Source organism: Dyella sp. (genome assembly GCF_035277725.1).
GTDB lineage: Bacteria > Pseudomonadota > Gammaproteobacteria > Xanthomonadales > Rhodanobacteraceae > Dyella_B.
In genome coordinates, this window is record NZ_DATEJY010000058.1 from 1 (window position 1) to 24559 (window position 24559).

Annotated in this window: 19 protein-coding genes; all 19 read left to right on the forward strand. The window is 61.6% G+C overall.

Annotated features, from left to right (window positions below):
• The first annotated feature begins 15 nt into the window (after nt 1–15).
• The 19 genes from VJR68_RS05195 to VJR68_RS05285 all read left to right on the forward strand — a co-directional run bounded on the left by VJR68_RS05195 (nt 16) and on the right by VJR68_RS05285 (nt 24491).
• Nucleotides 16–738, forward strand: coding sequence for an ABC transporter ATP-binding protein (locus tag VJR68_RS05195; protein WP_188793018.1), 723 nt, complete (start codon nt 16–18; stop codon nt 736–738).
• Nucleotides 739–954: 216 nt separating this feature from the next.
• On the forward strand, nt 955–2274 hold the full coding sequence (locus VJR68_RS05200; protein ID WP_324146504.1) for an ABC transporter permease: 1320 nt from the start codon (nt 955–957) through the stop codon (nt 2272–2274).
• Between the two features lie 10 nt (nt 2275–2284).
• Nucleotides 2285–3520, forward strand: a complete 1236-nt coding sequence (locus VJR68_RS05205; RefSeq protein ID WP_324146505.1) for an ABC transporter permease — start codon at nt 2285–2287, stop codon at nt 3518–3520.
• Nucleotides 3521–3555: 35 nt separating this feature from the next.
• Entirely contained in the window at nt 3556–4866 is a 1311-nt protein-coding gene (locus tag VJR68_RS05210) for an ABC transporter permease (protein ID WP_324146506.1), read from the forward strand.
• A 15-nt stretch (nt 4867–4881) separates the two neighbouring features.
• Complete coding sequence (locus tag VJR68_RS05215; protein ID WP_324146507.1) at nt 4882–6114, forward strand: ABC transporter permease; 1233 nt, start codon at nt 4882–4884, stop codon at nt 6112–6114.
• A gap of 136 nt (nt 6115–6250) precedes the next feature.
• Nucleotides 6251–7567 carry an ABC transporter permease gene (locus VJR68_RS05220; protein ID WP_324146532.1) on the forward strand — a complete coding sequence of 439 codons (1317 nt, stop codon included), beginning with the start codon at nt 6251–6253 and terminating at the stop codon, nt 7565–7567.
• A 10-nt stretch (nt 7568–7577) separates the two neighbouring features.
• Entirely contained in the window at nt 7578–8804 is a 1227-nt protein-coding gene (locus VJR68_RS05225) for an ABC transporter permease (RefSeq protein ID WP_324146508.1), read from the forward strand.
• Nucleotides 8805–9334: 530 nt separating this feature from the next.
• Entirely contained in the window at nt 9335–10660 is a 1326-nt protein-coding gene (locus VJR68_RS05230) for an ABC transporter permease (RefSeq protein ID WP_324146509.1), read from the forward strand.
• Nucleotides 10661–10672: 12 nt separating this feature from the next.
• Nucleotides 10673–11926, forward strand: a complete 1254-nt coding sequence (locus VJR68_RS05235; protein WP_324146510.1) for an ABC transporter permease — start codon at nt 10673–10675, stop codon at nt 11924–11926.
• 25 nt (nt 11927–11951) lie between these two features.
• Nucleotides 11952–13253, forward strand: a complete 1302-nt coding sequence (locus tag VJR68_RS05240) for an ABC transporter permease (protein ID WP_324146511.1) — start codon at nt 11952–11954, stop codon at nt 13251–13253.
• 9 nt (nt 13254–13262) lie between these two features.
• Entirely contained in the window at nt 13263–14471 is a 1209-nt protein-coding gene (locus VJR68_RS05245; RefSeq protein WP_324146512.1) for an ABC transporter permease, read from the forward strand.
• A 10-nt stretch (nt 14472–14481) separates the two neighbouring features.
• Nucleotides 14482–15786, forward strand: coding sequence for an ABC transporter permease (locus tag VJR68_RS05250; protein ID WP_324146513.1), 1305 nt, complete (start codon nt 14482–14484; stop codon nt 15784–15786).
• 1 nt (nt 15787) lies between these two features.
• Entirely contained in the window at nt 15788–17017 is a 1230-nt protein-coding gene (locus tag VJR68_RS05255) for an ABC transporter permease (RefSeq protein ID WP_324146514.1), read from the forward strand.
• Between the two features lie 9 nt (nt 17018–17026).
• Nucleotides 17027–18331: an ABC transporter permease gene (locus tag VJR68_RS05260; protein ID WP_324146515.1), complete on the forward strand. Its 1305-nt coding sequence runs from the start codon at nt 17027–17029 to the stop codon at nt 18329–18331.
• A gap of 1 nt (nt 18332) precedes the next feature.
• Nucleotides 18333–19565, forward strand: coding sequence for an ABC transporter permease (locus VJR68_RS05265; protein WP_324146516.1), 1233 nt, complete (start codon nt 18333–18335; stop codon nt 19563–19565).
• A gap of 66 nt (nt 19566–19631) precedes the next feature.
• Nucleotides 19632–20951 (forward strand): ABC transporter permease, encoded by a 1320-nt coding sequence (locus VJR68_RS05270; RefSeq protein WP_324146517.1) that lies wholly within the window; start codon nt 19632–19634, stop codon nt 20949–20951.
• Nucleotides 20952–20961: 10 nt separating this feature from the next.
• Nucleotides 20962–22218 (forward strand): ABC transporter permease, encoded by a 1257-nt coding sequence (locus VJR68_RS05275; protein WP_324146518.1) that lies wholly within the window; start codon nt 20962–20964, stop codon nt 22216–22218.
• Between the two features lie 49 nt (nt 22219–22267).
• Nucleotides 22268–23047 (forward strand): hypothetical protein, encoded by a 780-nt coding sequence (locus tag VJR68_RS05280; protein WP_324146519.1) that lies wholly within the window; start codon nt 22268–22270, stop codon nt 23045–23047.
• Nucleotides 23048–23147: 100 nt separating this feature from the next.
• The gene (locus tag VJR68_RS05285) at nt 23148–24491 is read left to right on the forward strand and encodes a sigma-54 dependent transcriptional regulator (RefSeq protein ID WP_324146520.1); all 1344 of its coding nucleotides are present in this window, start codon (nt 23148–23150) and stop codon (nt 24489–24491) included.
• Nucleotides 24492–24559: the final 68 nt, after the last annotated feature.

Consider the following 24559-nt stretch of genomic DNA (forward strand, 5'->3'; position numbering starts at 1 on the left):
CGAAGGAACCCAACCATGCTGAAAATGACGCACCTCTCCAAGGTCTACCGCACCGAAGTGGTGGAAACCTATGCGCTTCGCGATTTCAACATCGACGTGAAGGAAGGCGAATTCGTCGCCGTGACCGGTCCGTCCGGTTCGGGCAAAACCACCTTCCTCACCATCGCCGGCCTGCTCGAAACCTTCACCGGCGGCACGTATCACCTGGATAACCTCGACGTCAGCAATCTCGACGACAACGCACGCTCGAAGATCCGCAACGAAAAGATCGGCTTCATCTTCCAGGCCTTCAACCTGATTCCCGACCTCAACGTGTTCGACAACGTGGAAGTGCCGCTGCGCTATCGCGGCATGAAGGCGCCAGAGCGCAAGGAACGCATCATGGGTGCGCTGGAACGCGTCGGTCTCGCCTCGCGCGCCAAGCACTATCCGGCCGAACTCTCCGGCGGCCAGCAACAGCGTGTCGCCATTGCGCGTGCACTTGCCGGCAGCCCGCGCTTGCTGCTCGCCGACGAACCGACCGGCAACCTGGATACGCAGATGGCACGCGGCGTGATGGAACTGCTGGAAGAAATCCATCGCGACGGCGCCACCATCGTGATGGTGACGCACGATCCGGAACTGGCGGCGCGTGCGCAGCGCAACGTGCACATCATCGACGGCCAGGTGGTGGATCTGGCGGAGGATCCGCGCTTCCACACCGCCTACGCGGCGGCTGCGGGACAAGTGCGCGGCTGACCTACTCCCTCTCCTGCGCGCAGGGGAGGGCTGGGGTGGGGTAAAGCGAGCGGAGCTCGCGTCCGGCGGCGCCGGACTGCGCGGGCATGGCAGGACATTGCCGCGAGATTGCTTCACCCCACCCCAACCCTCCCCTACTGCCCGTAGGGGAGGGGGCAGCTAACGGCAAGAAATCGGTCAAGCGGTTTTTCCAAGCTCTCCAAACCAAGAGACATCATGTTCGCCTACTACCTTCAACTCGGTCTGCGCAGCCTCAAGCGCAATCCCGTGCTCACCGCGTTGATGGTGATGGCGATCGCGTTTGGCGTTGCCGCGTCCATGATCACCTGGTCGGTATTTCGCGTGGTATCGGGCAACCCCATCCCGTGGAAATCCAGCCAGCTCTACAACGTGCAAGTCGACAACCGCGGCCCGCAATACGACGACCCGCCTAACGAGCCGCCAGAAGCGCTCAACTACACCGATGCCGTCGCCTTGATGCAGGCGCATAAAGCGCCGCATCAAACCCTGCTGTACGACATCGCGCCTTCCGTGCTGCCCAAGAATCCCAACGACCTGCCGACCACAGCCTACGGCTACGCCACCAGCGCCGACTTCTTCAGCATGTTCGACGTGCCGTTCCAATACGGCTCGCCATGGACGAATGCGGATGACGATGCGCATGCCGCCGTCGCGGTAATCAGCAACGATTTGAACAAGAAACTGTTCGGCGGCGCCAACAGCATCGGCCGCGACGTCACGCTGGATATGCATGCGTATCGCATTGTCGGTGTCGCATCGCACTGGGATCCGAAGCCCCGTTATTACGACGCTTACGACGGCATGCAGTTTTCAGCCGATGCGCCTTCCGTCTTCATCGTTTTCAACCGCGCCATTGATATGCATGTGGGTCTGTCCGGGCGTAACAATTGTGGTGGCGCTCCCATGCATATTGCCGGCGATGTGGAATGGCTGCATCGCGAATGCGCCTGGATTCCGTTCTGGGCCGAATTGCCGACTCCGGCCGATGTGGAAAAGTACAAGGCGTTTCTGACTGCTTATTCCAGCGAACAGCAGCAAGCCGGACGTTTTCATTGGGGCCCTAACGTACGCCTGCGCAACGTGACCGAATGGCTGGCCTATAAAAAGGTGGTGCCGCCGGAAAGCCGCATTTCCTTGTTCGTGTCGATCGGGTTCTTCGTGATTTGCCTGGTCAATACCATCGGCCTGCTGCTGGCGAAGTTCATGCGTCGTTCGTCGGAAATCGGCGTGCGTCGCGCGCTCGGTGCAACGCGCCGCGAGGTGTATGCACAGTTTCTGATGGAAGCCGCCACGGTCGGCTTGGCGGGCGGCATGCTTGGCCTGTTGTTGACCATCGTCGGCATGCAGGGCGTCGGTTTGCTGTTCGAGCCGAACGTCGCGCACCTGGCACGCATTGACCTGTCGTTATTGATCACAACGCTGATGGTGTCGGTGTTGACGACGGTGATTGCCGCTTTCTATCCGACCTGGCGTGCCGCGCAAGTGCAGCCGGCATGGCAGCTGAAGTCCAACTGAGGCGATGACGATGCAGATCAGACCCATCCTCGCCGCCATGCGCCGCCACAAGGCCGGCACGTTGCTGATTGGATTTCAGATCGCCTTGACGCTGGCGATCGTGTGCAACGCGCTGTTCATCATCCATGAGCGCATCGCCCGCGTCAGCCGTCCGTCGGGCGTGAATGAAACCAATCTCTTCGTCATCACCAATTCGTGGGCGGGCAACTGGTCCGATCATCAGACCGCGGTGCAAATTGAAGCGGACCTCAACGCATTGCGTCAGCTCGGCAGCGTGGAAGATGCGACCGCACTCAACAGTTTTCCGCTGCATGGCTCCGGTTGGGACAATTTTGTCCGCCTGGCGCCGGAGCAGATTCATATGACTACGGATTCGTCGGTCTATCTGGCGGACGATCACACGCTCGATACGCTCGGCGTGAAGCTGATTGCCGGGCGCAACTTTACGCCCAACGAGATTCAGGCGCTCTCGATTCAAGGCATGACGTCGTGGCCCGTGGTCATTGTCAGCAAGGGCCTGGCGAACGTGCTTTTCCCCAAGGGCGATGCGCTCGGCAAGCAGATCTATGTCACCAGCAACAACACGCCTTCGACCATCATTGGCATCAGCGATACGTTGCAATCCCACATGATGGATAGCGACGACAACGCCTATGCGTACAACGCCGTGCTGGTGCCCATGCGGGAAGTCGCCACCGGCTATGTCCATTACCTGATCCGTGCGCGTCCAGGGCAGCTTGATGCAGCGATGCGCGATGCGCCGAAAGCATTGATCGCGCAAAGCCGCCTGCGCATTTTCGAAGCCGGCGACGGCATCATGACCTTCGCCCAGGTGCGCGCGAAAGCCTACGAGCGCGACTACGGCATGGCGATGCTGCTGGCCATCGTCAGCGCAGTGCTGCTGGCGATTACTGCAGCGGGCATCGTCGGCCTCACCAGTTTCTGGGTCGGCCAGCGGCGTCGGCAAATCGGTGTCCGGCGTGCACTCGGCGCCACGCAGGGCGACATTCTCAGCTACTTCATGACCGAGAATCTGCTGATTGCGGTGGGCGGCATCGTGGTCGGGACGCTGCTGGCCATCGGCATCAATCTGTGGATGGTGACGCATGACGGCGTGGCGTATTTGTCGGGCAGCTATTTGCTCGCCGCCGCCATCGCGCTGCTTTTGCTTGGGCAAGGCGCCGTGCTTGCGCCGGCGTTGCGCGCCTCGCGCGTATCGCCGATTGAAGCGACGAGAACGGCATGAACACACCTTCGTATCAGCGGAAAGGGGAGTAACGAATGCTGGCCTACTATTCCCAGCTCGGCCTGCGCAGTCTCAAGCGCAACCCCATGCTCACCGCACTGATGGTGATGGCAATCGGTTTTGGCGTGGCGGCGTCGATGATTACCTATTCGGTATTCCGCGCCGTAGCCGGCGATCCGATTCCGGCGAAGTCATCGCAGTTGTTCGTGCCGCAGATCGATAGCTGGGGGCCGCAATACAACGAAAAAGGCGAGCCGCCCGGCGCCTTGAATTATGTCGACGCGATGGCCTTGATGAGGGCGCACCAGACACCGCACATGGCGCTGATTTACCAGGTCATGCTGTCTGCCCTTCCGCATGACGCCAACAGCGTACCGGTGTCTACCGGGGGCTTCGCTACCACGGCGGATTTCTTCACGATGTTCAACGTGCCATTTCTGTATGGCAGCGGCTGGAATGCCGCCGAGGATGACAGTCGCGCGGCAGATGTCGTACTCACCCAGGATTTCAACCAGCGCATGTTTGGCGGCGCCAACAGCGTGGGCAAGAGCATCACGCTATCCGGACACGACTATCGCATCGTCGGCGTCACCAAGCGCTGGGACCCTTCGCCGCGGTTTTACGATGTCTGGGGCGAAAGCGGGTTCAACGATCCGCCCGATTTTTATGTGTTGCTCAATCGTGCGCTGGACTTGAAGATGGATAATGCCGGCAGAAACAGTTGCCGCGGCACCATCACCTATAACGGTTGGGACGAGTTCCTGCAGAGCAATTGCGTGTGGCTGATGCCGTGGGTGGAGTTGGATACGGCGAGCGACGTCGCGAACTATCGCCGCTTTCTGGAAGGCTATTCTTCTGATCAACAACGCGCCGGCCGTTTCGGCTGGGCGCCGAACGTGCGCTTGCCGGATGTCATGAAATGGCTTGAGGTGCAGCACGTCGTGCCGCCAGAAAGCCGCATTTCGTTGATCGTCGCGATGTGCTTCTTCGTTATCTGCCTGGTCAATACGATCGGATTGCTGCTGGCGAAATTCCTGCGCCGTGCCGGCGAGATCGGTGTGCGCCGCGCGCTTGGAGCCACGCGGCATGAAATCTATGCGCAATACCTGATCGAGGCCGCAGCGGTCGGATTGGCCGGAGGGCTGCTGGGATTGCTGTTGACCATAGGCGGCATGTCCGGCGTGGGACTGTTGTTCGAGCCGGAAATTGCACGGCTTGCCCATGTGGATTTTTCGCTTATTGGCCTGACTTTCGCGGTGGCGATTCTCGCCACGGTAGCGGCAGCGTTCTATCCGGCTTGGCGTGCTGCGCAGGTGCAGCCGGCGTGGCAACTGAAATCCAACTAAGGCGAGGGAGCATTCATGCATATACAACCCATACTCGCCGCCTTGCGACGCCATAAAGCAGGCACGATCCTGATTGCGCTGCAGATTGCGTTGACGCTCGCGATCGTCTGCAACTCGCTATTCATCATTCATCAGCGCCTGGCACGCATGGACGAGCCGAGCGGTGTCGATGAACCGAATCTGTTCGTGATCGCCAATCTGTGGGGAGAGCAGTACTCCACGCAGGAGACGTTGGAGAGAATCCAGACAGATCTGGCTACGCTGCGCCAAGTGCCCGGCGTGCAGGACGTGACCCCCAGCAACCAATATCCATTCAAGGGCGGCGGCTGGGATAACTTGATCACCATGACGCCGGACCAGCGCGCGGAAACGACCGACGCTTCGTATTTCACCGGCGACGAGCATTTTCTCGACACGCTCGGCGTCAAGCTGATTGCCGGGCGCAATTTCCAGGCGGACGAAGTGCAGAGCCGCGGCATGCGCGAAAAAATGACGCCTTCGGTGGCGGTGATCAGCAAACCGTTGGCCGACAAGCTGTATCCCCATGGCGATGCGCTCGGCAAGCATTTCTATGCGATGACCAGCGCGCCCATCACCATCATCGGCATCGTGGACATCCTGCAGCGGTCCGACGTAAGCACCTGGAGCGCGCCCTACGCCGGTGAATCGATGGTGGTGCCCATTCGCCTGGCCATGCAATGGGGCGGGTATTACATCGTGCGCACCGGGCCGGGTCAGCTTGCTGCCGCCATGCGCGCAGCACCGAAGGCGCTATATGCGGAAAACCGCATGCGCATGATCGATCCCAAGGATGGTGTGCTCAGCTTTGCCGAAGTTCGCCGTCGCGCCTTCGAGCGCGATCGCGGCATGGCGCTCCTGATGGGCATCATCTGCGTGGTGCTGCTGGCCATCACCGCGGCCGGCATCGTGGGGCTCACCAGCTTCTGGGTCGGTCAACGGCGGCGGCAGATTGGCGTGCGCCGCGCACTGGGCGCCACGCATCGCGACATCCTCAGCTACTTCATGACGGAAAACCTGCTGATCAGCCTGGCTGGCGTGGCGATCGGCGTGCTGCTGACCTTCGGCCTCAACCTGTGGCTGGTCACGCGTTTCACCTTGGGCATCTTGCCGCTGACCTACGTACTGGGTGGCATCGTGATCTTGCTGCTGCTGGGGCAGGGCGCGGTGTTTGCGCCGGCGCTACGCGCATCGCGTGTGCCGCCGATCGAAGCGACGCGGCCGGCATGAGCAGACCTTTACTTTCACGCGCGGTAGGTAGGTTGGGCTGCGAACCCCAACATCGACACGCCCGCGCAGCCCAGTGTTGGGGTTTGCACCCCAGCCTACGCGATGCATCGACCTGCGAGGAAAGCACGTGAGCGGCATGCTGGCCTACTATCTCCGCCTTGGCGTGCGCAGCCTGCGCCGCAATCCGGTGCTTACCGCGTTGATGGTGCTGGCCATCGGCATCGGCGTGGCCTCGTCGATGACCACGTATGCGGTGTTTCGCGCGGTATCCGCCAATCCCATGCCGGATAAGTCATCGCGGCTGTTCGTGCCGCAGATCGATCCGTGGGGACCACAGGCTCGCGCCGATGGTAGCGACGTGCCGGATGCACTTACCTACACGGATGCGATGGCGCTGATGCGCGATCGCAAAGGTGAGCGGCAAACGGCGATCTATCCGGTGAGCTACACCTTGATACCGGGGGATGTTTCGCGTGAACCGTTTCATGTCAATGGCTACGCGGCTTATGCCGATTTCTTCCCGATGTTCGAGGCGCCGTTCGCGTATGGAAACGGCTGGGATCATGCGCAGGACGATGCGCATGCGGCGGTAGTGGTGATCAGCAGCCAGTTGAATCAACAACTGTTTGGCGGCGCCGACAGCGTCGGCCGCACTCTGCGGCTGGACGATCACGACTATCGGATCGTCGGGGTCATGGCGAACTGGAATCCTCGGCCGCGTTTCTACGACGTCAACAATGACGATGCCTTCAACGATCCGCCGGATTTCATTCTGCCGTTCACGCATGCGGTGGATACGCACACCGACACCAGCGGCAACGATCGTTGCAGCGGCACGACCGGGCGCGATCCTGGCTGGGACGGCTGGCTGCGCTCCGGTTGTGCGTGGGTATCGTTCTGGGTTGAGCTGCCGGACGGTGCTGCTGCGCAGGCGTACCGCAGTTATCTGCAAGGCTATGCAGCCGAACAGCAACGAGCCGGGCGCTTCCATTGGCCGCCCAATGTCGCGTTGCTCGATCTCACCCAATGGATGCAGTACGAGCAGGTGGTGCCGCCGGCAACGCGCATATCCCTGCTGCTGTCGTTGGGTTTCTTTTTGGTGTGCCTGGTAAACACGGTGGGTTTGCTGCTGGCGAAGTTCATGCGCCGCGCCGGCGAAATCGGTGTGCGTCGCGCATTGGGCGCATCGCGTCGCGAGATATGGCTGCAGTTTCTGGCCGAGGCGGCCATGGTCGGTGTTGCCGGTGGCGTGGGGGGGCTGTTGTTGACTGGTGTCGGCATGCTGAGTGTCGGGCTGGTGTTTGATCCGGACATCGCTCGCCTCGCGCATATGAGCGCAAGCCTGATGGGCCTGACGCTGTTGTGTGCACTGGTGGCGACGGTTGTCGCGGCGTTCTATCCCACCTGGCGCGCGGCACACGTGCAACCGGCATGGCAGCTGAAATCCAACTGAGGCGATGACGATGCAGATTGGACCCGTACTCGCCGCACTTCGCCACCACAAGGCCGGCGCCTTGCTGATCGCAGCGCAAATTGCACTGACCTTGGCGATCGTCTGCAACGCCCTGTTTATCGTCCACGAACGGCTGGCGCACCTGTCGCAGTCGACCGGCATCGACGAATCCAGCTTGCTGGTGATCGGCAACGAGTGGGCCGGCAAGCCGGATGCGGACCAGATAGCATCGCTGATGGCCGCGGACCTGGACACGCTGCGCAGAGTGCCGGGTGTGGCGAATGTCTATGCCACCAACAGCTTTCCGCTGGCCAACGGTGGCAACGCCTTGGGCATGGGGCATACACCGGATAAATTGAGCTACGTCAGCATCACGGCCAACTACTTCGCCGACGAGAACACGCTATCCACGTTGGGTTTGAAGCTGGTGGAAGGGCGCAATTTTCGCGCTGACGAGATCGGCACGCTCGACGGCAAGGGCTATGTGCATCCTGCTGTCGTGATCATCACGCGCGCGCTGGCCGCGCGGATGTTTCCGCACGAATCGGCCATCGGTAAGCCTGTCTACATCAGTGCCACCCCAAGCATCGTGATTGGCGTGGTCGAGCGCATGCGTACGCCCTGGGTGGACAACGGCATGGCCAAATGGGCGGACTGCTCCACGTTGGTGCCGTATCGCCGGCTTACACTGATCACGCAATACGTGGTGCGCGTGCAACCGGGCCAGCTTGAAGACGTCCGTCATCGCGTACGCGCTGCCTTGTATGCCGCCAACCGCATGCGCGTCATCAGTCCCAAGGATGGCGTGCGCACATTTGCGCAGGTGCGCGAAACGGCCTATCGCGACGACCGCGGCATGGCGATTCTGATGAGCGGCATCAGCGCCGTATTGCTGCTGATTACCGGCGCCGGCATCGTTGGGTTGAGCAGCTTCTGGGTCGGCCAGCGCCGCAAACAGATTGGCGTGCGGCGCGCGCTTGGCGCCACGCGGCACGACATTCTCAGTTACTTCCTTACCGAAAACCTGCTGATTGCCGTCGGCGGCGTGGTGATGGGCGGCGTGCTGGCCATCGGGCTGAATCTCTGGCTGATGAAGCAATTCGAAATGGATCGGCTTGGCGCAGGTTACGTATTGGCCGGGGTCGCGGCGTTGTTGCTGCTGGGGCAGGGCGCCGTGTTGGCGCCGGCTCTACGTGCATCCCGCGTGCCACCGGTGGAGGCAACGCGATCCGTATGAATAGTCATGCGTTTGAGTGGAGCGTACCGCTGATTGCTATGAAAGGCGGTTCCCTCCCCTGCTTGCAGGGGAGGGCCAGGGTCAATGCTCCGAACTTAAGGTTTTGTCATCCGCCACAGAACCCAAACCCGTCATTCCAGCGAAAGCTGGTACGCGGGGAGAGCACATGGACGTGCTCGGCTTTGAGGAGCGAGGAATTCAGTGCCTTTCGGCTAAAAAGTCGCTGGATTCCAGCTTTCGCTGGAATGACGAACGAGAGTTTATGGCGGTTGAAGACCCTTAGGTTCGGAGCATTGAGGCTAAGGGTGGGGTGCGAGCGGAGCGAGCGGCGGGGACGTGACGTTGCCGCCACGCATATCCGGGCGACATTTAGCTGCGCGCTAAAGCACAAGCAACGCCACTCCCCCCTGCCGTTGCAGGGGGAGGGGGCTGATCACTGCAAGCACAAACATCAATGGAAACACCACGCTCCATAGCAAAGGGCAGCGTTTCAGGCATACGGATGTTCAACAAGAACGGGGAGGCAACACATGTTTGGTTATTACCTTGATCTGGCGATAAGAAGCCTGAAAAGAAGTCCCGGGCTGACCGCGTTGATGATCCTGATCGTCGCCTTCGGTGTAGGGGCATCCATGACCAGCTACTCGGTGTTCCGCGCCGTGTCGGGCGATCCGATTCCGTGGAAATCATCGCGGCTGTTCGTGCCGCAGATCGACATGTGGGGACCGAAAGGCCGCCTCGACTCGACCAACGACAACGAGCCGCCGAATGCGATGGATTATCTGGACGCGATCGCCTTGATGCGCGATCACCGCGCCAAGTATCAGTCGGCGATGTATGCAGTGTCGCCGTCGATCGTCCCGCCTGATGCCCACATGCATCCGGTCAACGTCGGCGGGCATGCGGTCTATAGCGAGTTCTTCGCGATGCTGGACGTGCCGTTCAAGTACGGCAGTGCCTGGAGCGCCGATGGCGATGCTCAGCGCGCGGCGGTGGTGGTAATCAACGCCAAGCTCAACCAGAAATTGTTCGGCGGCAACAACAGCGTCGGCAAGACGCTCGACATCGATGGCAAGGACTATCGCATCGTCGGCGTGCTGGATAACTGGAATCCCAAGCCGACGTACTTCGACGTGGTCAATACCGGCGGGTTCACCTCCGACCAGGAGGACATCTTCGTGCCCTTCACTCGCGCCATCGACGTCGGCATGCCGAACAATGGCAACACCAACTGTTCGGAGATTCCGAAGGGTTCGGGTTTCGTCGGTTTGCAGCAGTCGTCCTGCGTGTGGATTTCCTACATGGTGCAGTTGGACGACAAGGCCGCCGTCACGGCATACAGGAATTATCTGGACGGCTATTTCAACGACCAGAAGGCAGCCGGACGATTCAACTGGCCCTTGAACAACCGCTTGCGCGATCTGCCGGCGTGGCTGGAATCGCAACACGTGGTGCCGAGCGACACCAAGATATCGCTGGTGGTGGCGCTGGGCCTCTTGGTGGCATGCCTGGTGAACACGGCGGGCCTGCTGCTGGCCAAGTTCCTGCGCCGCAGCGGCGAGATCGGTGTGCGCCGCGCATTGGGTGCGCCGCGTTTGGCCATCTATACGCAGTTCCTGATCGAAGCGGGCATGGTGGGTTTCACCGGCGGCGTGCTCGGCCTGCTGCTGACCTGGGTCGGCATCCACGGCATCAGCTGGGTCTTGCCCAAGGAAATCGCCTCACTGGCGCGGGTCGACGTCAGCCTGCTGGCGCTCACCCTGGCCGTGGCGGTGATCGCCACCATGCTGGCCGGGCTGTATCCCACCTTCCGCGCCTCGCGCGTGCAGCCTGCGCTGCAGCTGAAAACCAATTGAGGAGAGGCTGCCATGTCCTTGCATCCCATGATCGCGGCATTGCGCAAACACAAGGCTGGCGTGGTGCTGATCGCGCTGCAGATCGCCTTGACGCTGGCCATCGTCTGCAACGCCATCTTCATCATCTACGCGCGCATCCAGAACGTGCAGCGTCCGACCGGCTTGGATGAAAACAACCTCTTCCTGATCACCCAGCAATGGGTGGGCGCGCCGAGCGGCGACGATCCGGCCAGCATCCAGAAGCTGGACGCCATGCTCAAGGAAGATATCAACGCGCTGCGCGCGATGCCGGATGTTGAATCCGTCACGCCGATCAATTCCGTGCCGCTGTTTCAATCGAGCTGGAACGGCGCGATGTCGTTGAAACCGGGCGCAGAGCTGCGTGCCGGCAACGCGCGTACCACTTACTACTTCGGCGACGAAAGCCTGATGAAGACACTGGGCCTGCATTTGATCGCCGGGCGCAACTTCACGGCGGCCGATGTGACCAACAAGGGCTTTCGCGATCCTACCGAAGCGAATCTGGTAATCGTCACCAAGGCGCTGGCGGACAAGTTGTATCCGCATGGCGATGCGGTCGGCAAAGTGGTTTATCTGGACGGCGCCAGCACGCCCAGTACGATCATCGGCGAAGTCGAGCGCTTGCAGGTGCCTTCCGTCAGCAGCTGGGCCAGCAGTTTCGTGTGGAACTCCACCATCGAACCGGTGCGCCTGAACGCCAACTTCTCGCGCTATGCCGTGCGCACCAAGCCGGGCCGGCTCGATGCCGTGATGCGCCAGATACCGTCGACGTTGTACGGCGTCAATCCGATGCGCGTGCTCGATGACGACAGCGTCAAGTCGTTCAAGGACATTCGCGCCGAAGCGTATCGCGCCGATATCGGCATGGCCGCGTTGATGGGCGTGATCTGCTTGATCCTGCTGGCCGTCACCGCTGCCGGCATCGTGGGCCTCACCAGTTTCTGGGTCGGCCAGCGCCATCGCCAGATCGGCGTACGCCGTGCACTCGGGGCGCGCAAGATCGACATCCTGCATTACTTCCAGCTGGAGAACCTGATGATCGCCGGCGGTGGTGCGCTGGTCGGCATTGCCCTGGCGGTGGGATTGAACCGTCTGCTGATGAGCAAGTTCGAGATGGACAGCATGCCGGTCTACTACGTGCTGGTCGGGCTGGCCGTGGTGGTCGTGCTGGGGCAGATCGCGGTGTTCGTGCCGGCGCGGCGTGCGTCGAACGTGCCGCCGGTAGTGGCGACGCGCTCGGCGTGACGCGGACCTAGGCAGGGGAAACGGGATGCTGGGCTACTACTTCGATCTGGCGCTGCGCAGTTTCAAGCGCAACAAGGTGCTCACCGCATTGATGGTGATCACCTTGGCGCTTGGCATTGGCGCATCCATGACGACGCTGACCTTGCTGCGATTGCTGTCCGGCGATCCGCTGCCGCAAAAGAGCGCGCAGTTGTTTTACGTGCAGCTTGATCCGTATCCCAAGGACCATCCGTTCTCGCGCAGCGGCAAGCTGCCCTGGCTGACGAGCTACACCGATGCCATGAATCTGCTGCATGCGCATCGGGCCGAACATCAGGCTGCGATGGCCATGACCAAGGTCAAGCTGGCGCCCACCACTACGCAACAGCATCCCTTTTTCAGTACGGGCGTGATGGCGACGGCGGATTTCTTCAACATGTTCGATGCGCCGTTCCACTACGGCAGTGGATGGAGCGCCGCGGACGATCAAGGCCGCGCCAAGGTGGTGGTGATCGCCGATGACCTCAACGATCAGTTGTTCGGCGGCGCCAATAGCGTGGGCCGCAGCTTGCGCATCAACGATCAGGATTTCCGCATCATCGGCGTGCTGCGGCATTGGGCGCCGCAGCCGCGCTTCTATTCGTTGTATCTGGGCGGCCCCAGCTACGGCAAGGGCGAAGCGGTGTTCCTGCCATTGCAATCGGCAAGAGCCGCGGGCATGGATCCGATCAACCTCATGTCTTACGCGGTGGGTGACAAGCAGGAGCTGGAAAACTCGGCGAGCATCTGGTTGGGGCTATGGGTGCAATTGCCGCATGCGCAAGCGGTCTCCGCGTATCGATCCTTTCTCGCCGGCTATGCCCAGCAACAGGTTGCGTTGGGGCGTTTCCAACGGTCGCGTTATGGTTTGTCCGGTTTGATGCAATGGCTCGACAGCCAGCAGGTGGTGCCCGATAACGTGCGTCTTCAGACCGGTCTCGCCTTCAGCTTTCTGCTGATCTGCATGGTGAACACGGTGGGTTTGCTGCTGGCAAAATGTCTGCGCCGTTCCGGCGAGATCGGCGTAAGGCGAGCGATGGGTGCTTCGCGCAAGGCGATCTTTGCACAATTCATGGCCGAGGCCGGGTTGATCGGGCTGGTCGGTGGTGCACTGGGTTTGGTGTTTGCGTTGTTCGGCTTGTGGTGCATCCGCCAACAGCCCGCTGAATACGCCAGCGTGGCGCATCTTAACGAGACCATGTTCTTGTGCATCTTTGCCGTGGCGATGGTGGCAAGCCTTGTCGCCGGCATTTTCCCAGCGTGGCGCGCGTGCATCGTGGCGCCCGCCCCGCAACTGAAATCGACCTGAGGATCGCGCATGGAAATCCGTCCGATTCTCGCCAGCCTGCACAAGCATCGCATTCCCGCCTTGCTTATCGTGTTGGAGATCGCGCTCGCTTGCGCCGTGTTATGCAATGCCGTGTTCATGGTCGCGCAAAGCGTGATCGACGGCCACGCGCCGAACGCCATGGACGAGCAAGGCACTTCGATCGTCCATATCGGTGGGCTGGATAACCGCCTGGCTGCCGATAGCGTCTCGCGCGATCTGGGCGCGCTCGGTGCGCTGCCCGGCGTGAAGGCCGTGGCGTCCATCAGCGATATTCCGTTGGGGCTGGAGGCCAGGTTCGATGGCTTCACCAACGCACCGGATGCGGATGGCCAGGTCAACAGCTCGGTCTATCTGATCAGCAAGGGCGCCGAGCAGGCGCTCGGATTGCAACTGCTGCAAGGGCGCTATTTCACCGCCGAGGAATACGCGCAGGGTGAATTGCTGCCGAGCCATCAATCGAGCAGTCATGTCGTGCTGATCAATCAAAGCGATGCCAGGCGCTGGTGGCCGGGACAGAGCGCATTGGGGCGGCAGATCTACAGCGGCGGCAGCGCCTGGACAGTGATCGGTGTGATTGCCGATGTGATCGCGCAGGATCCGAGCTTTGCCGGTGTGGCCGGCAAATATTCCGGTGTGTTCTTTCCGCAACGCCCCAGCGCCGAGTTGAACAACTATGTGCTGCGCAGCGATCCCGCGGATCGCGATCGCGTTTTGCAGCAGGCCATGCAAACACTCGGCAAGCTGGAGCCAGGCGCCGTATTGGAAGGGAAAACCTTCACCGACATGCGCGCGGATTATTTTGCCGGCAGCCGCAACCTGGCCTGGATGCTGGTGCTGGTTTGCGTGGTGATGCTGGCGGTAACGGCATTGGGCATCGTCGGCCTTACCAGTTTCTGGGTGGGCCAGCGCCGCAAGCAGATCGGCATACGCCGCGCCGTCGGCGCTTCGTATGGGCAGATACTCGCTTACTTCCAGACCGAGAATTTTCTGCTGAGCACCGCAGGAGTATTGCTGGGTCTGGTGCTGGCCTTCGGCATCAACATCTATCTCATGCGTCATTACGAAGTGGACCGCATGCCTTGGTATTACCTGGGCGGCGGTGCGGCGGCGTTATGGCTGCTCGGCCAATTGGCCGTGCTCGGTCCGGCCCTGCGTGCCGCATCGGTGCCGCCGGTGGAAGCAACGCGGACGGTATAGGGAGAGGCACATGTTCGCTTACTACCTGGATATGGCGATACGCAGCCTGCGGCGCAACAAGGTGCTGACCGGGCTGATGGTGCTCGCCATCGCCATGGGCATTGGTGCAAGCATGACCACGCTGACGGTATTGCACGTGCTATCCGGCGATCCGCTGCCCGGGCGCAGCGCTTCGCTGTATTACCCGCAGATCGATCCGCGCGACATGGCCGACTACGGGCCGACCGTCGAGCCGCCGGACCAGGTCAGCTGGATCGATGGCATGTATCTCTTGAACGCAAGACGCGCCACGCGGCAGGCGCTGATGACCGGTGGCATGGTGCCGCTGCAACCGGCGCAATCGAGCATCTATCCGTTCCACGCGATGGCGCTGTACACCTCGGCGGATTTCTTTCCGATGTTCGACGTACCGTTTCAATACGGCAATGCCTGGGGTTCGGCCGAGGACGACAGCAAGGCGCGCGTGGTGGTGATCAGCGCAAAGTTGAACGACAAACTGTTCGGCGGACAGAACAGCGTGGGCAAGACATTGCGGCTGCAGGAAACCGCTTTCCGCATCATCGGCGTGCTCGGTGCCTGGCATCCGCAACCACACTTTTATCAGATCTACATGGGCAGCTATGCCGATGACGAGGATGTCTTCCTGCCTTTGTCGACCTCGCGCGACCTGCGCATGGACCACGCCGGCAACACCGATTGCTGGGGCAACGGCGGTGGCGACAACAACACGCTGGAACATGCGCCTTGCGTGTGGCTGCAGTTCTGGGTGCAGCTCGACACGCCGCAGCAAGCAACGGCTTATAAGGATTTTCTGCTGCATTACTCGCAGGAGCAACACACAGCGGGGCGATTCCTGCGGCCACCCAACGTACGCTTGCGCAACGTGATGCAGTGGCTGGATTACCAGCAGGTGGTGCCTAGCGATACGCGCCTGCAGGTGTGGCTGGCATTGGGTTTTCTGGTGGTGTGCCTGGTCAATACCGTGGGCTTGATGCTGTCCAAGTTCATGCGCCGCGCCGGCGAACTGGGCGTGCGCCGCGCCTTGGGTGCATCGCAGCGCGCGCTGTTCGGGCAATTGCTGATGGAATCGGGCGTGGTGGGCGTGGTCGGCGGCACGCTCGGGTTGGTACTGGCCTTGTTCGGCCTGTGGCTGGTACGCCAGCAGCCGACGGATTACGCCAGGTTGGCGCATATGGATGCACGCATGCTGCTGGCTACGTTTGCGCTTGCCGTCTGCGCCAGTTTGCTGGCTGGTTTATTGCCGGCCTGGCGCGCATGCCGGATCACACCGGCGCTGCAATTGAAGGCGAACTGACATGGACATCAAGCCCATTTTCACGACGCTCGCACGCCACAAATTGACGGTGTTCCTGCTGATCGCGCAAATCGCGCTCACGTGCGCCATCGTTTGCAATGCCGTATTCCTGATCAGCCAGCGCCTGGAACGCATGGCGGTGCCCAGTCACATTGCCGAGCACGAGCTTGTCTACATGCAGCTGGCCTTCATCGGCGCGCATCCCGATGCGATGGCGCGCACGGAGGCCGATCTTGCGGCGTTGCGGGAGGTGCCGGGCGTAAAGTCGGCCATGATCATCAATCATCTGCCGATGAGCGGGTCTTCCTCCAACTCCAGCTTGTGGCTCGATCCACGGCAACAGATGGAAACGATGGACGCTACGCAGTACTTCGGCGAAAACCTGCTCCCTACGCTGGGTTTGCAGCTGGAATCGGGACGCGAGTTCAGCCCCGAGGAATACCGCGATCTCGACAAGATCGACAAGGCGCTGCAAACCGGCGATATGAAAGAAATCCCGTCGTCGGTCCTGATCACACGCGCCGTCGCCAACCGCTTGTGGCCGGGACAGAATCCGCTCGGCAGGCAGGTCTACATCGGGCGCAACTTTGCGCTGACGGTGGTTGGCGTGGTGAAGGGCCTCGTGCGCCCGAACTTGCTGGAGCGAGGGGCGCAATACAGCCTGATCCATCCCGTGCGCTTGTCGATGTCGGCAGGTGCGTATTACGTCGTGCGCTGCGCGCCGCAGGATCGCGAGCGCGTGTTGAAGGCAGCGTTGGACAAGCTCCACGACCTTGATCCTAATCGCATCGTGCTCGATAGCGGTACCTGGGATCAGCTGCGCTACAACTTCTTTCGCAACGATCGCGCGATGGCGGGCATCCTGCTGGGTGTCTGCCTGGCGCTGCTGGTCGTGACGGCGCTGGGCATCGTGGGTCTTGCCAGCTTCTGGGTGTCGCAGCGCAATCGCAGCATCGGCGTGCGTCGTGCGTTGGGCGCGACGCGCGGCAATATCCTGCATTACTTCCAGACCGAGAATTTCCTGCTCACCACCATCGGCATCGTGCTCGGCATGGTGCTGGCTTATGGCATCAATCTGTTTCTGATCGTGCATTACGAACTGCCACGCCTGCCGTTCACTTACCTGCCGGTGGGTGCGCTGCTGCTGTGGTGCCTGGGGCAGGCGGCGGTGCTTGGCCCGGCTTTGCGCGCGGCGGCGGTACCGCCGGTGGTGGCGACGCGATCCGTCTGAGGAGCGAGCATGTTCGGTTATTACCTGGACTTGGCAGTACGCAGCCTGCGGCGTAACAAGGTGCTGACCGGCCTGATGGTGCTTGCCATCGCGCTGGGTATCGGCGCGTGCATGACAACGCTTACCGTGCTGCACGTGCTTTCCGGCGATCCGCTGCCGGACCGTAGCGGATCGCTGTATTACCCGCAGATTGACCCGCGCGACATGCAGGCTTATACGCCGGGCATCGAACCGCCGGGGCAATTGACGTGGATCGACGGCATGGCCCTGCTGCGTGCGAAACGTGCGACACGTCAGGCGCTGATGAGCGGCGGCATGGTGCCGTTGCAGCCGCCGCAATCGAACATCGATCCGTTTCACGCCACGGCGCGCTACACCACCGCCGATTTCTTCCCGATGTTCGGTGTGCCGTTCCAGTACGGCAGTAGCTGGGGCGATGCGGAGGATGCAGGCAAGGCGCGCGTGGCGGTGATCAGCGCCGAACTCAACGACAAGCTGTTTGGCGGCAACAACAGCGTGGGTAAGACCTTGCGCCTGCAGGAAGCCGATTTCCGCATTATCGGCGTGCTCGGCGATTGGCGGCCCAATCCGCACTTCTATGATTTGAACATGGGCGCTTATGCCGATTACGAGCAGGTGTACGTGCCGTTGTCGACGTCGCGCGATCTGCACATGGAACGGGACGGCTCCATGGATTGCTGGGGCGATGGCGCAGGCGATCAGGCGCATCTTGAGCAGGAGAACTGCATGTGGCTGCAGTTCTGGGTGGAGCTGGATACGCCCGCAAGCGTGGCGGCTTACAAGAGCTTTCTGGAGCACTATTCGGATGACCAGCGCGCTGCGGGCCGCTTCGCACGGCCCAACAACGTGCGGCTGCGCAACCTGATGCAGTGGCTGGATGCCAACCAGGTAGTGCCCAGCGATACGCGCCTTCAAGCATGGCTGGCGCTGGGCTTTCTGGTGGTTTGCCTGGTCAATACGGTGGGCTTGATGCTGGCCAAGTTCATGCGCCGCGCGGGCGAGCTTGGGGTACGCAGGGCTTTGGGCGCTTCGCGGCGCACCTTGTTCGGGCAGTTGTTGTTGGAATCGGGTGTCGTCGGTCTGGTAGGCGGTCTGCTGGGTTTGCTGCTGGCATTGTTCGGACTCTGGCTGGTACGCCAGCAACCGTCGGATTACGCCAAGTTGGCGCACATGGATTCGGTGATGTTGCTGGCAACCTTTGTGATCTCGGTGCTGGCAAGCATGCTGGCTGGGCTGTTACCTGCCTGGCGTGCGTGCCGCATTGCTCCCGCACTGCAATTGAAGGCGCAATGAGATGGATATCCGGCCGATACTCTTTACCCTGCGCCGGCACAAGCTGACCTGCTGCCTGCTGGTTCTGCAAATTGCCTTCACCTGCGCCATCGTGTGCAACACGATCTTCCTCATCAGCCAGCGACTGGACCTTATGCGTGTATCCAGCGGGGTTGCCGAGCAGGAACTGGTGTACGTGCAGATGGCCTATATCGGCAGCCGCCCGGATGAGAAGGCACGTGCCGCCGTGGATGTGGCCGCCTTGCAGTCGATTCCCGGCGTGAAGTCGGCAACGCTGGCCAATGAGCTTCCGTTCGACAACGGATCGGACAACTCGGATGTGCGAACGGATCTTGCCCAGCGCATGCCTGTTCTCAAGGCTTCGCAATACTTCGGCGAGAACCTGGCGCACACGCTGGGTGTGCGGATCGTGGAAGGGCGCGATTTACGTCCCGAGGAATACGTGGATCTGTCAGACGCGTTCACGCTGCTGGCTGCCAAGCAATACGACAAGCTGCCGAAAGTCGCGCTGATCACGCGAGCCATGGCCGACCGCTTGTGGCCGGGGCAGAGCCCGCTCGGCAAACGGTATTACGTGGGGAAAAACATTTCGTTCACCGTGGTAGGCGTGATAGCCAGCCTGATCAGGCCGGGTCAGGATCGGCTTGATGCAAGCGTTCAATACAGTTCGGTTTGGCCGCTACGCTTGACGCTGATCCAGGGCTCCTTTCTCATCCGCTGCGCATCGCAGGATCGCGATCGCGTGCTGCGTGCCGCGGTCGACAAGCTCAAGGCGCTGGATCCCAACCGCATCGTGCTGGACAAAGGCACGATGGAGCAGCACCGGCGCGACTTCTTCCAGAACGACCGCGCGATGGCTGGCATTCTGGTCGGCATCTGCATCGCCTTGCTGATCGTGACCGCACTGGGCATCGTCGGTCTTGCCAGTTTCTGGGTCGCGCAACGCAACCACAGCATCGGCGTACGTCGCGCGCTGGGCGCGACGCGCGGCAACATCCTGCACTATTTCCAAACCGAAAATTTCCTGCTCACTACCATGGGCATCGCATTGGGCATGGTGCTGGCATACGGCATCAATCTGTTCCTGATCGTGCATTACGAATTGCCGCGCTTGCCGGCGATTTATTTTCCGGTGGGCGCGCTTTTGCTGTGGTGTCTGGGGCAGGCGGCGGTGCTGGGACCGGCTTTGCGCGCGGCGGCGGTGCCGCCGGTGGTGGCGACACGATCGGTATGAAGGCATCACCGTTTTAGTTACTTGCGACAAGGGTGAGGAGTGGCGTTGTCTATGGTGGGATACAGCATGGAACTGGCCTGGCGTGGCCTGCGTCGTTATCCAAAAACCACGGCATTGGCCGTGCTGACGGTGGCGATCGGCCTGGCTGCGAGCATGACGACCATGGCGCTGTTGCACATGCTTTCAGCGGATCCCTTGCCTGGACGAAGCCAGCATCTGTATCTCGCATGGTTCGATGCGGTGCAGGCCAAGCCGCAGACGTACACCTCCCTCGATAACGATTGGGCCACCTACGACTACAAGCGCCTGAAGACAGCGGACGCCGAGGCGTTGCTGGCGGCGCACAAAGGAACGCTGCAAGCGGCGGTTGCCGATCTGGATGCGCAAGTGGAAGGCGATCACGGGGAACCCTCCAACGAACACGTGTTGGCCACGAGCAGCGATTTCATGCCGATGTTTGGCGTGGCATTGCGCGATGGGCGCCATTGGACCGCGGCAGAAGATGCCGCACGCGCGCCCGTCGCGGTGATCGATAGCGAACTGGCGCAAAAACTGTTTGATACCACGAAGGCTGTCGGGCGAGTGGTGCAGATCAAGCACCATGCCTTTCGCATCATCGGTGTCAGCCAGCCTTATTCGCCGCAGCCGCATTTCTATGGTTTGAATGCCTGGACTTTCAGCGGCAGCGATCGCGAAAGCATCTTCGTGCCTTTGGGGGCTGCCATGGATGCGGGCCTCGCCGCGTCCAGCACGGATGGCTGCGATGACGTCACGGAAAAGAGCAAGCAATACATCGCCGTTGATCCCGTGCATTGCGAATGGCTGGCCGATTGGGTGCAGCTGGATACGGCGCAGGATGTGGCGGCATACCGTAGCTTTCTGGATCACTACGCCATGCAGCAACAAAGCGCTTTGGCAAGTTATGGCAAGAAACCGCAATGGCGGCTGTTGAGCGTGCAGCAATGGCTGACGCTGCAGAACGCGATACCGGATAACGTGCGGCTTAACGTCTGGCTGGCCGGTTCGTTCCTGCTGCTGTGCATGGTGAATGTGGCCGGCTTGCTGGCAGCGAAGTTCATGCGCCGCGGCGTGGAAGTGGGCATTCGGCGCGCGTTGGGTGCGTCGCGGCGCGCCGTGATGTTGCATCACTTGCTGGAGGCCGGCATGGTTTGTCTGCTTGGCGGCGTCTTGGCGTGGCCGCTCACGCTGCTGGGGCTGAGCCTGTTGCGCATGCAGGATCAGGGCTTCACCGACCTGGCGCGGCTCGATGTAGTGATGTTCGCAGGACTCTTTGCGCTCGCCCTTGGTGTCGGCGTGCTGGTGGGGCTGTTGCCATCGTGGCGGGTGTCGCTGGTGCAGCCCGGCTTGCAAGTCAAAAGCGCCTGAGGACATGCCTATGCGGATCATCCTGGCTCCTTTGCGTCGACATGGCTTGATGCCTGCACTGGTGCTGCTGCAGGTGGCGCTGGCCTGCGCCATTCTGTGCAACGTCTTGTTCCTGGCGTGGCAGCGCTTGCAGCCGATGCTGGCACCGAGTGGTGTCGATGCCGACAACCTGATCCTGGTGGATAACCTGGCCGCGCAAGGGCGAACCTACACGGCGGCCGAATCGGTCGCGGGAGAAGAAGCGTTGCGTGCGGTGCCGGGCGTACGCGCCGCTTCATCCGGCTTCGGTTTGCCGATGGTGAGTATCGCCTCGCTTATGGTGAATCTGCAGGGCCCGACGCATGCCGCGGTGAGCGTCAACGCGTTCTTTGGCAAAGACCTGGTGCAGACGCTGGGACTGCAAATGGAGGCAGGGCGTGACTTTCTGCCCAGCGAGTATCGACCGTGGGGTTTGGGTGCCAGCAATGGCCCTAATTCAGACTGGGACACCGGCGCGACGCAGCCGATCATCATCACGCAGGCCCTGGCCGATAAATTGTTTGGCGCAACGCCTGCGGTGGGGCAATGGCTGCATGACCCGGATTCAAACGACAAGAGCGATCACGGCTATGAAGTGGTCGGTGTCGTCAAGCATTTGCTGCGCAACGAAGTTGGATTGGCCACGGATGGGCGCGCGGATTACACCGTGCTGCTCGCCCGTAATATCGGCAATACGGCCATGTTGAGCTACGCGGTGCGCGTCAATCCGGCCATGCGCGACATCGCACTGAAGGGCGTGAAAAATGCGATCAAGCGCCAATTCGGCGGCGCGACCGCCGGCGGCGCACGGGCACGCGTGGAGACTTATAACCAGAAACGCGACAGCGCTTTCAAGAATTCCCGCGCAGCGTTATGGCTGCTGCTGGGCATGGTGCTGGCGATCGTGGTCGTCACCCTGGTCGGCATCATGGGCCTCACCGGTTTCTGGGTGCAGCGCCGTACGCGGCAGATCGGCATACGTCGTGCGCTTGGCGCACGACGTGCACACATACTGGGTTATTTCCTGGCGGAAAACCTGTTGATCGTCAGCGCGGGCATCGTTCTGGGCATGGCGCTCGCCTATGCCGGCAACATTCTGCTGATGCACTACTACGAGCTGCCGCATTTGCCTTGGACGTATCTGCCGGTAGGTGCCGCCGTGATGCTGGCGATTGGGCAGGTTGGTGTGCTGGCGCCGGCATTGCGTGCGGCGGCGGTGCCGCCGGTGGTGGCGACGCGATCTGTATGAGCGATTCGATGTACCGTACTGACTCTTTCTTGCAGGAGCCCAACCGCCGATGAGCACATGGCTTCGCGTTTCCCTGCTGGCGATTTGCGCGGCAGGCCTGCTTCCTGGATTCCCCGTGCGCGCGCATGGCGCACTCGACGATGCGCGCCAGGTGGTGGTCGTCACCACCGCCGACTGGAACAGCGTGAGCGGCATGCTGCAGCGGTTTGAACGCCGCGATAGTCACGCCAGGTGGAAAGCCATCGGCCAACCGTTTCCTGTCGTGGTGGGGAAGGCTGGGCTGGCCTGGGGCAGCGGCCTGGTCGGCAACGAACAGCTGGGTGCCGTTGCGGGTGATCCGATCAAGCACGAAGGGGACAGCAAGGCGCCGGCGGGCGTGTTCTCGCTGGGCACCGCGTTCGGCTACGAACCGCAATTGCTGGGCGGTTCGCGCATGTCTTACGTGCCGCTGACGTCGTCGGTCGAGTGCGTGGATGATGCGGGTTCGAAGTACTACAACCGCATCGTCGATCGCCAGAAGATCAGTGCGCCGGACTGGAACAGTTCCGAGCACATGCGCCGGGATGATGAGCTTTATCACTGGGGCGTCTACGTGAACCACAACACCAGCCCGACCAGGCCCGCTGGTGGCTCCTGCATTTTTCTGCATATCTGGCGTGGCGCAGGGCACGGTACGGTGGGCTGTACCGCCATGCCCAAGGATGACGTGGTGCAACTGATCGAGTGGTTCGATCCGGCAAAATCGCCGCTGCTGGTGCAGATGCCGCGCGATCAATACGACAAGGCACGCAAGCGTCTGGAAGGGCTCAGACTGCCGGCTATCCCATGACCATGAAAAACCGCATCGCTCATTTTGATGTACGTAGGCCATTTGGCATGGCAACCTTTCCGGCGGGAGCGGCATCCATGCCTGCATGTGTAGACGACGAATGCGTACCGTACTGATCATCGATGACAACCCGGCCGTGGGCGAGGCGCTGTCGCTGCTGCTTTCGCTGCACGACGTGCGGCCTCTGGTCGCGCTCACGCCCGAGGATGGCCTGGCCACGCTGGCGCGCCAGTCCGTGGACGTAGTGATCCAGGATATGAATTTCACGGCCGACACCACCTCCGGCGAGGAGGGCGTGGAGCTGTTCCGCACGATCCGCCAGCGTCATACGGATCTGCCGGTGATCCTGCTGACCGCGTGGACGCATCTGGAAACCGCGGTGGAGCTGGTGAAGGCCGGTGCAGCCGATTACCTGGCCAAGCCCTGGGACGATGCCAAGCTGCTGACCACGGTGGAAAACCTGCTGGAGCTGTCGGAATCCACGCGTGAGGTGAATCGCACGCGCATGGAGCGCCGCAAGCGTCGCGAAGATCTGCAGCGCCGCTATGAACTCGACGGCCTGGTATTCGCCTCCGAAGGGATGGCGCGCACGATCGACCTGGCCTGCCAGGTGGCACGCTCGGAAGTGCCGGTGCTGATCACCGGCCCGAACGGTTCCGGCAAAGAGCGCATCGCGGCCATCGTGCATGCCAATTCGTCGGTGAAGAACGGGCCCTTCGTGGCGGTGAATTGCGGCGCGTTGCCGGGCGAGCTGATCGAAGCGGAACTGTTCGGTGCTGAAGCCGGTGCCTACACCGGCGCCAACAAGGCGCGCGAAGGGCGTTTTGAGCTGGCCGATGGCGGCACGCTGTTCCTGGATGAAATCGGCAACCTGCCGCTGCCAGGTCAGATGAAGTTGCTGCGCGTGCTGGAAACCGGGCAGTTCGAGCGGCTGGGTTCCGGTCGCACGCGCAAGGTGAAAGTGCGCGTGTTGAGCGCGACCAATGCGGATCTGAAGGGCATGATTCGCGCCGGCACGTTCCGCGAAGACCTGTATTACCGCCTCAACGTGATCGATGTGAACCTGCCGCCGCTGGCTGAGCGCATCGATGACATCCTGCCGCTGGCCGAGCATTTCCTGGCCGGCCGGGCGCAGCTCAACGAAGCGGCGCGCGAGGCACTGCTCACCTATGCGTGGCCGGGCAACGTGCGCGAGCTGAAAAACGCGATCGAGCGTGCGGCGTTGTTGGCTGGCAGCGGCCCGATCACGCCGGAGCTGCTCAACCTGCCACAGCAGGCCGGAGCTGCCGCCGTGCGCAATCTGGACGAACCCACCCGCGAGGTGGTGGAGGCAGCGCTGCAGAAGGCCGATGGCGTGGTAAGCCGTGCAGCGCAGACGCTGGGCTTGTCGCGGCAGGCGTTGTACCGGCGCATGGAACGGTATGGGTTGATGACCGCCACGTGATCGACCAGCGTAGGTTGGGGTGCGAACCCCAACATCGCCATGCATATCAAGATCAGGACGTTGGGGTG

What these genes read in the sequence shown, in the direction of transcription:
- VJR68_RS05200 (WP_324146504.1), top strand. Translation starts at nt 955, where the DNA reads ATGTTCGCCTACTACCTTCAACTCGGTCTGCGCAGCCTCAAGCGCAAT.
- VJR68_RS05220 (WP_324146532.1), top strand. Translation starts at nt 6,251, where the DNA reads ATGCTGGCCTACTATCTCCGCCTTGGCGTGCGCAGCCTGCGCCGCAAT.
- VJR68_RS05265 (WP_324146516.1), top strand. Translation starts at nt 18,333, where the DNA reads ATGGATATCCGGCCGATACTCTTTACCCTGCGCCGGCACAAGCTGACC.
- VJR68_RS05285 (WP_324146520.1), top strand. Translation starts at nt 23,148, where the DNA reads ATGCGTACCGTACTGATCATCGATGACAACCCGGCCGTGGGCGAGGCG.
- VJR68_RS05280 (WP_324146519.1), top strand. Translation starts at nt 22,268, where the DNA reads ATGAGCACATGGCTTCGCGTTTCCCTGCTGGCGATTTGCGCGGCAGGC.
- VJR68_RS05260 (WP_324146515.1), top strand. Translation starts at nt 17,027, where the DNA reads ATGTTCGGTTATTACCTGGACTTGGCAGTACGCAGCCTGCGGCGTAAC.
- VJR68_RS05225 (WP_324146508.1), top strand. Translation starts at nt 7,578, where the DNA reads ATGCAGATTGGACCCGTACTCGCCGCACTTCGCCACCACAAGGCCGGC.
- VJR68_RS05205 (WP_324146505.1), top strand. Translation starts at nt 2,285, where the DNA reads ATGCAGATCAGACCCATCCTCGCCGCCATGCGCCGCCACAAGGCCGGC.
- VJR68_RS05235 (WP_324146510.1), top strand. Translation starts at nt 10,673, where the DNA reads ATGTCCTTGCATCCCATGATCGCGGCATTGCGCAAACACAAGGCTGGC.
- VJR68_RS05215 (WP_324146507.1), top strand. Translation starts at nt 4,882, where the DNA reads ATGCATATACAACCCATACTCGCCGCCTTGCGACGCCATAAAGCAGGC.
- VJR68_RS05270 (WP_324146517.1), top strand. Translation starts at nt 19,632, where the DNA reads ATGGAACTGGCCTGGCGTGGCCTGCGTCGTTATCCAAAAACCACGGCA.
- VJR68_RS05240 (WP_324146511.1), top strand. Translation starts at nt 11,952, where the DNA reads ATGCTGGGCTACTACTTCGATCTGGCGCTGCGCAGTTTCAAGCGCAAC.
- VJR68_RS05250 (WP_324146513.1), top strand. Translation starts at nt 14,482, where the DNA reads ATGTTCGCTTACTACCTGGATATGGCGATACGCAGCCTGCGGCGCAAC.
- VJR68_RS05275 (WP_324146518.1), top strand. Translation starts at nt 20,962, where the DNA reads ATGCGGATCATCCTGGCTCCTTTGCGTCGACATGGCTTGATGCCTGCA.
- VJR68_RS05245 (WP_324146512.1), top strand. Translation starts at nt 13,263, where the DNA reads ATGGAAATCCGTCCGATTCTCGCCAGCCTGCACAAGCATCGCATTCCC.
- VJR68_RS05230 (WP_324146509.1), top strand. Translation starts at nt 9,335, where the DNA reads ATGTTTGGTTATTACCTTGATCTGGCGATAAGAAGCCTGAAAAGAAGT.
- VJR68_RS05210 (WP_324146506.1), top strand. Translation starts at nt 3,556, where the DNA reads ATGCTGGCCTACTATTCCCAGCTCGGCCTGCGCAGTCTCAAGCGCAAC.
- VJR68_RS05255 (WP_324146514.1), top strand. Translation starts at nt 15,788, where the DNA reads ATGGACATCAAGCCCATTTTCACGACGCTCGCACGCCACAAATTGACG.
- VJR68_RS05195 (WP_188793018.1), top strand. Translation starts at nt 16, where the DNA reads ATGCTGAAAATGACGCACCTCTCCAAGGTCTACCGCACCGAAGTGGTG.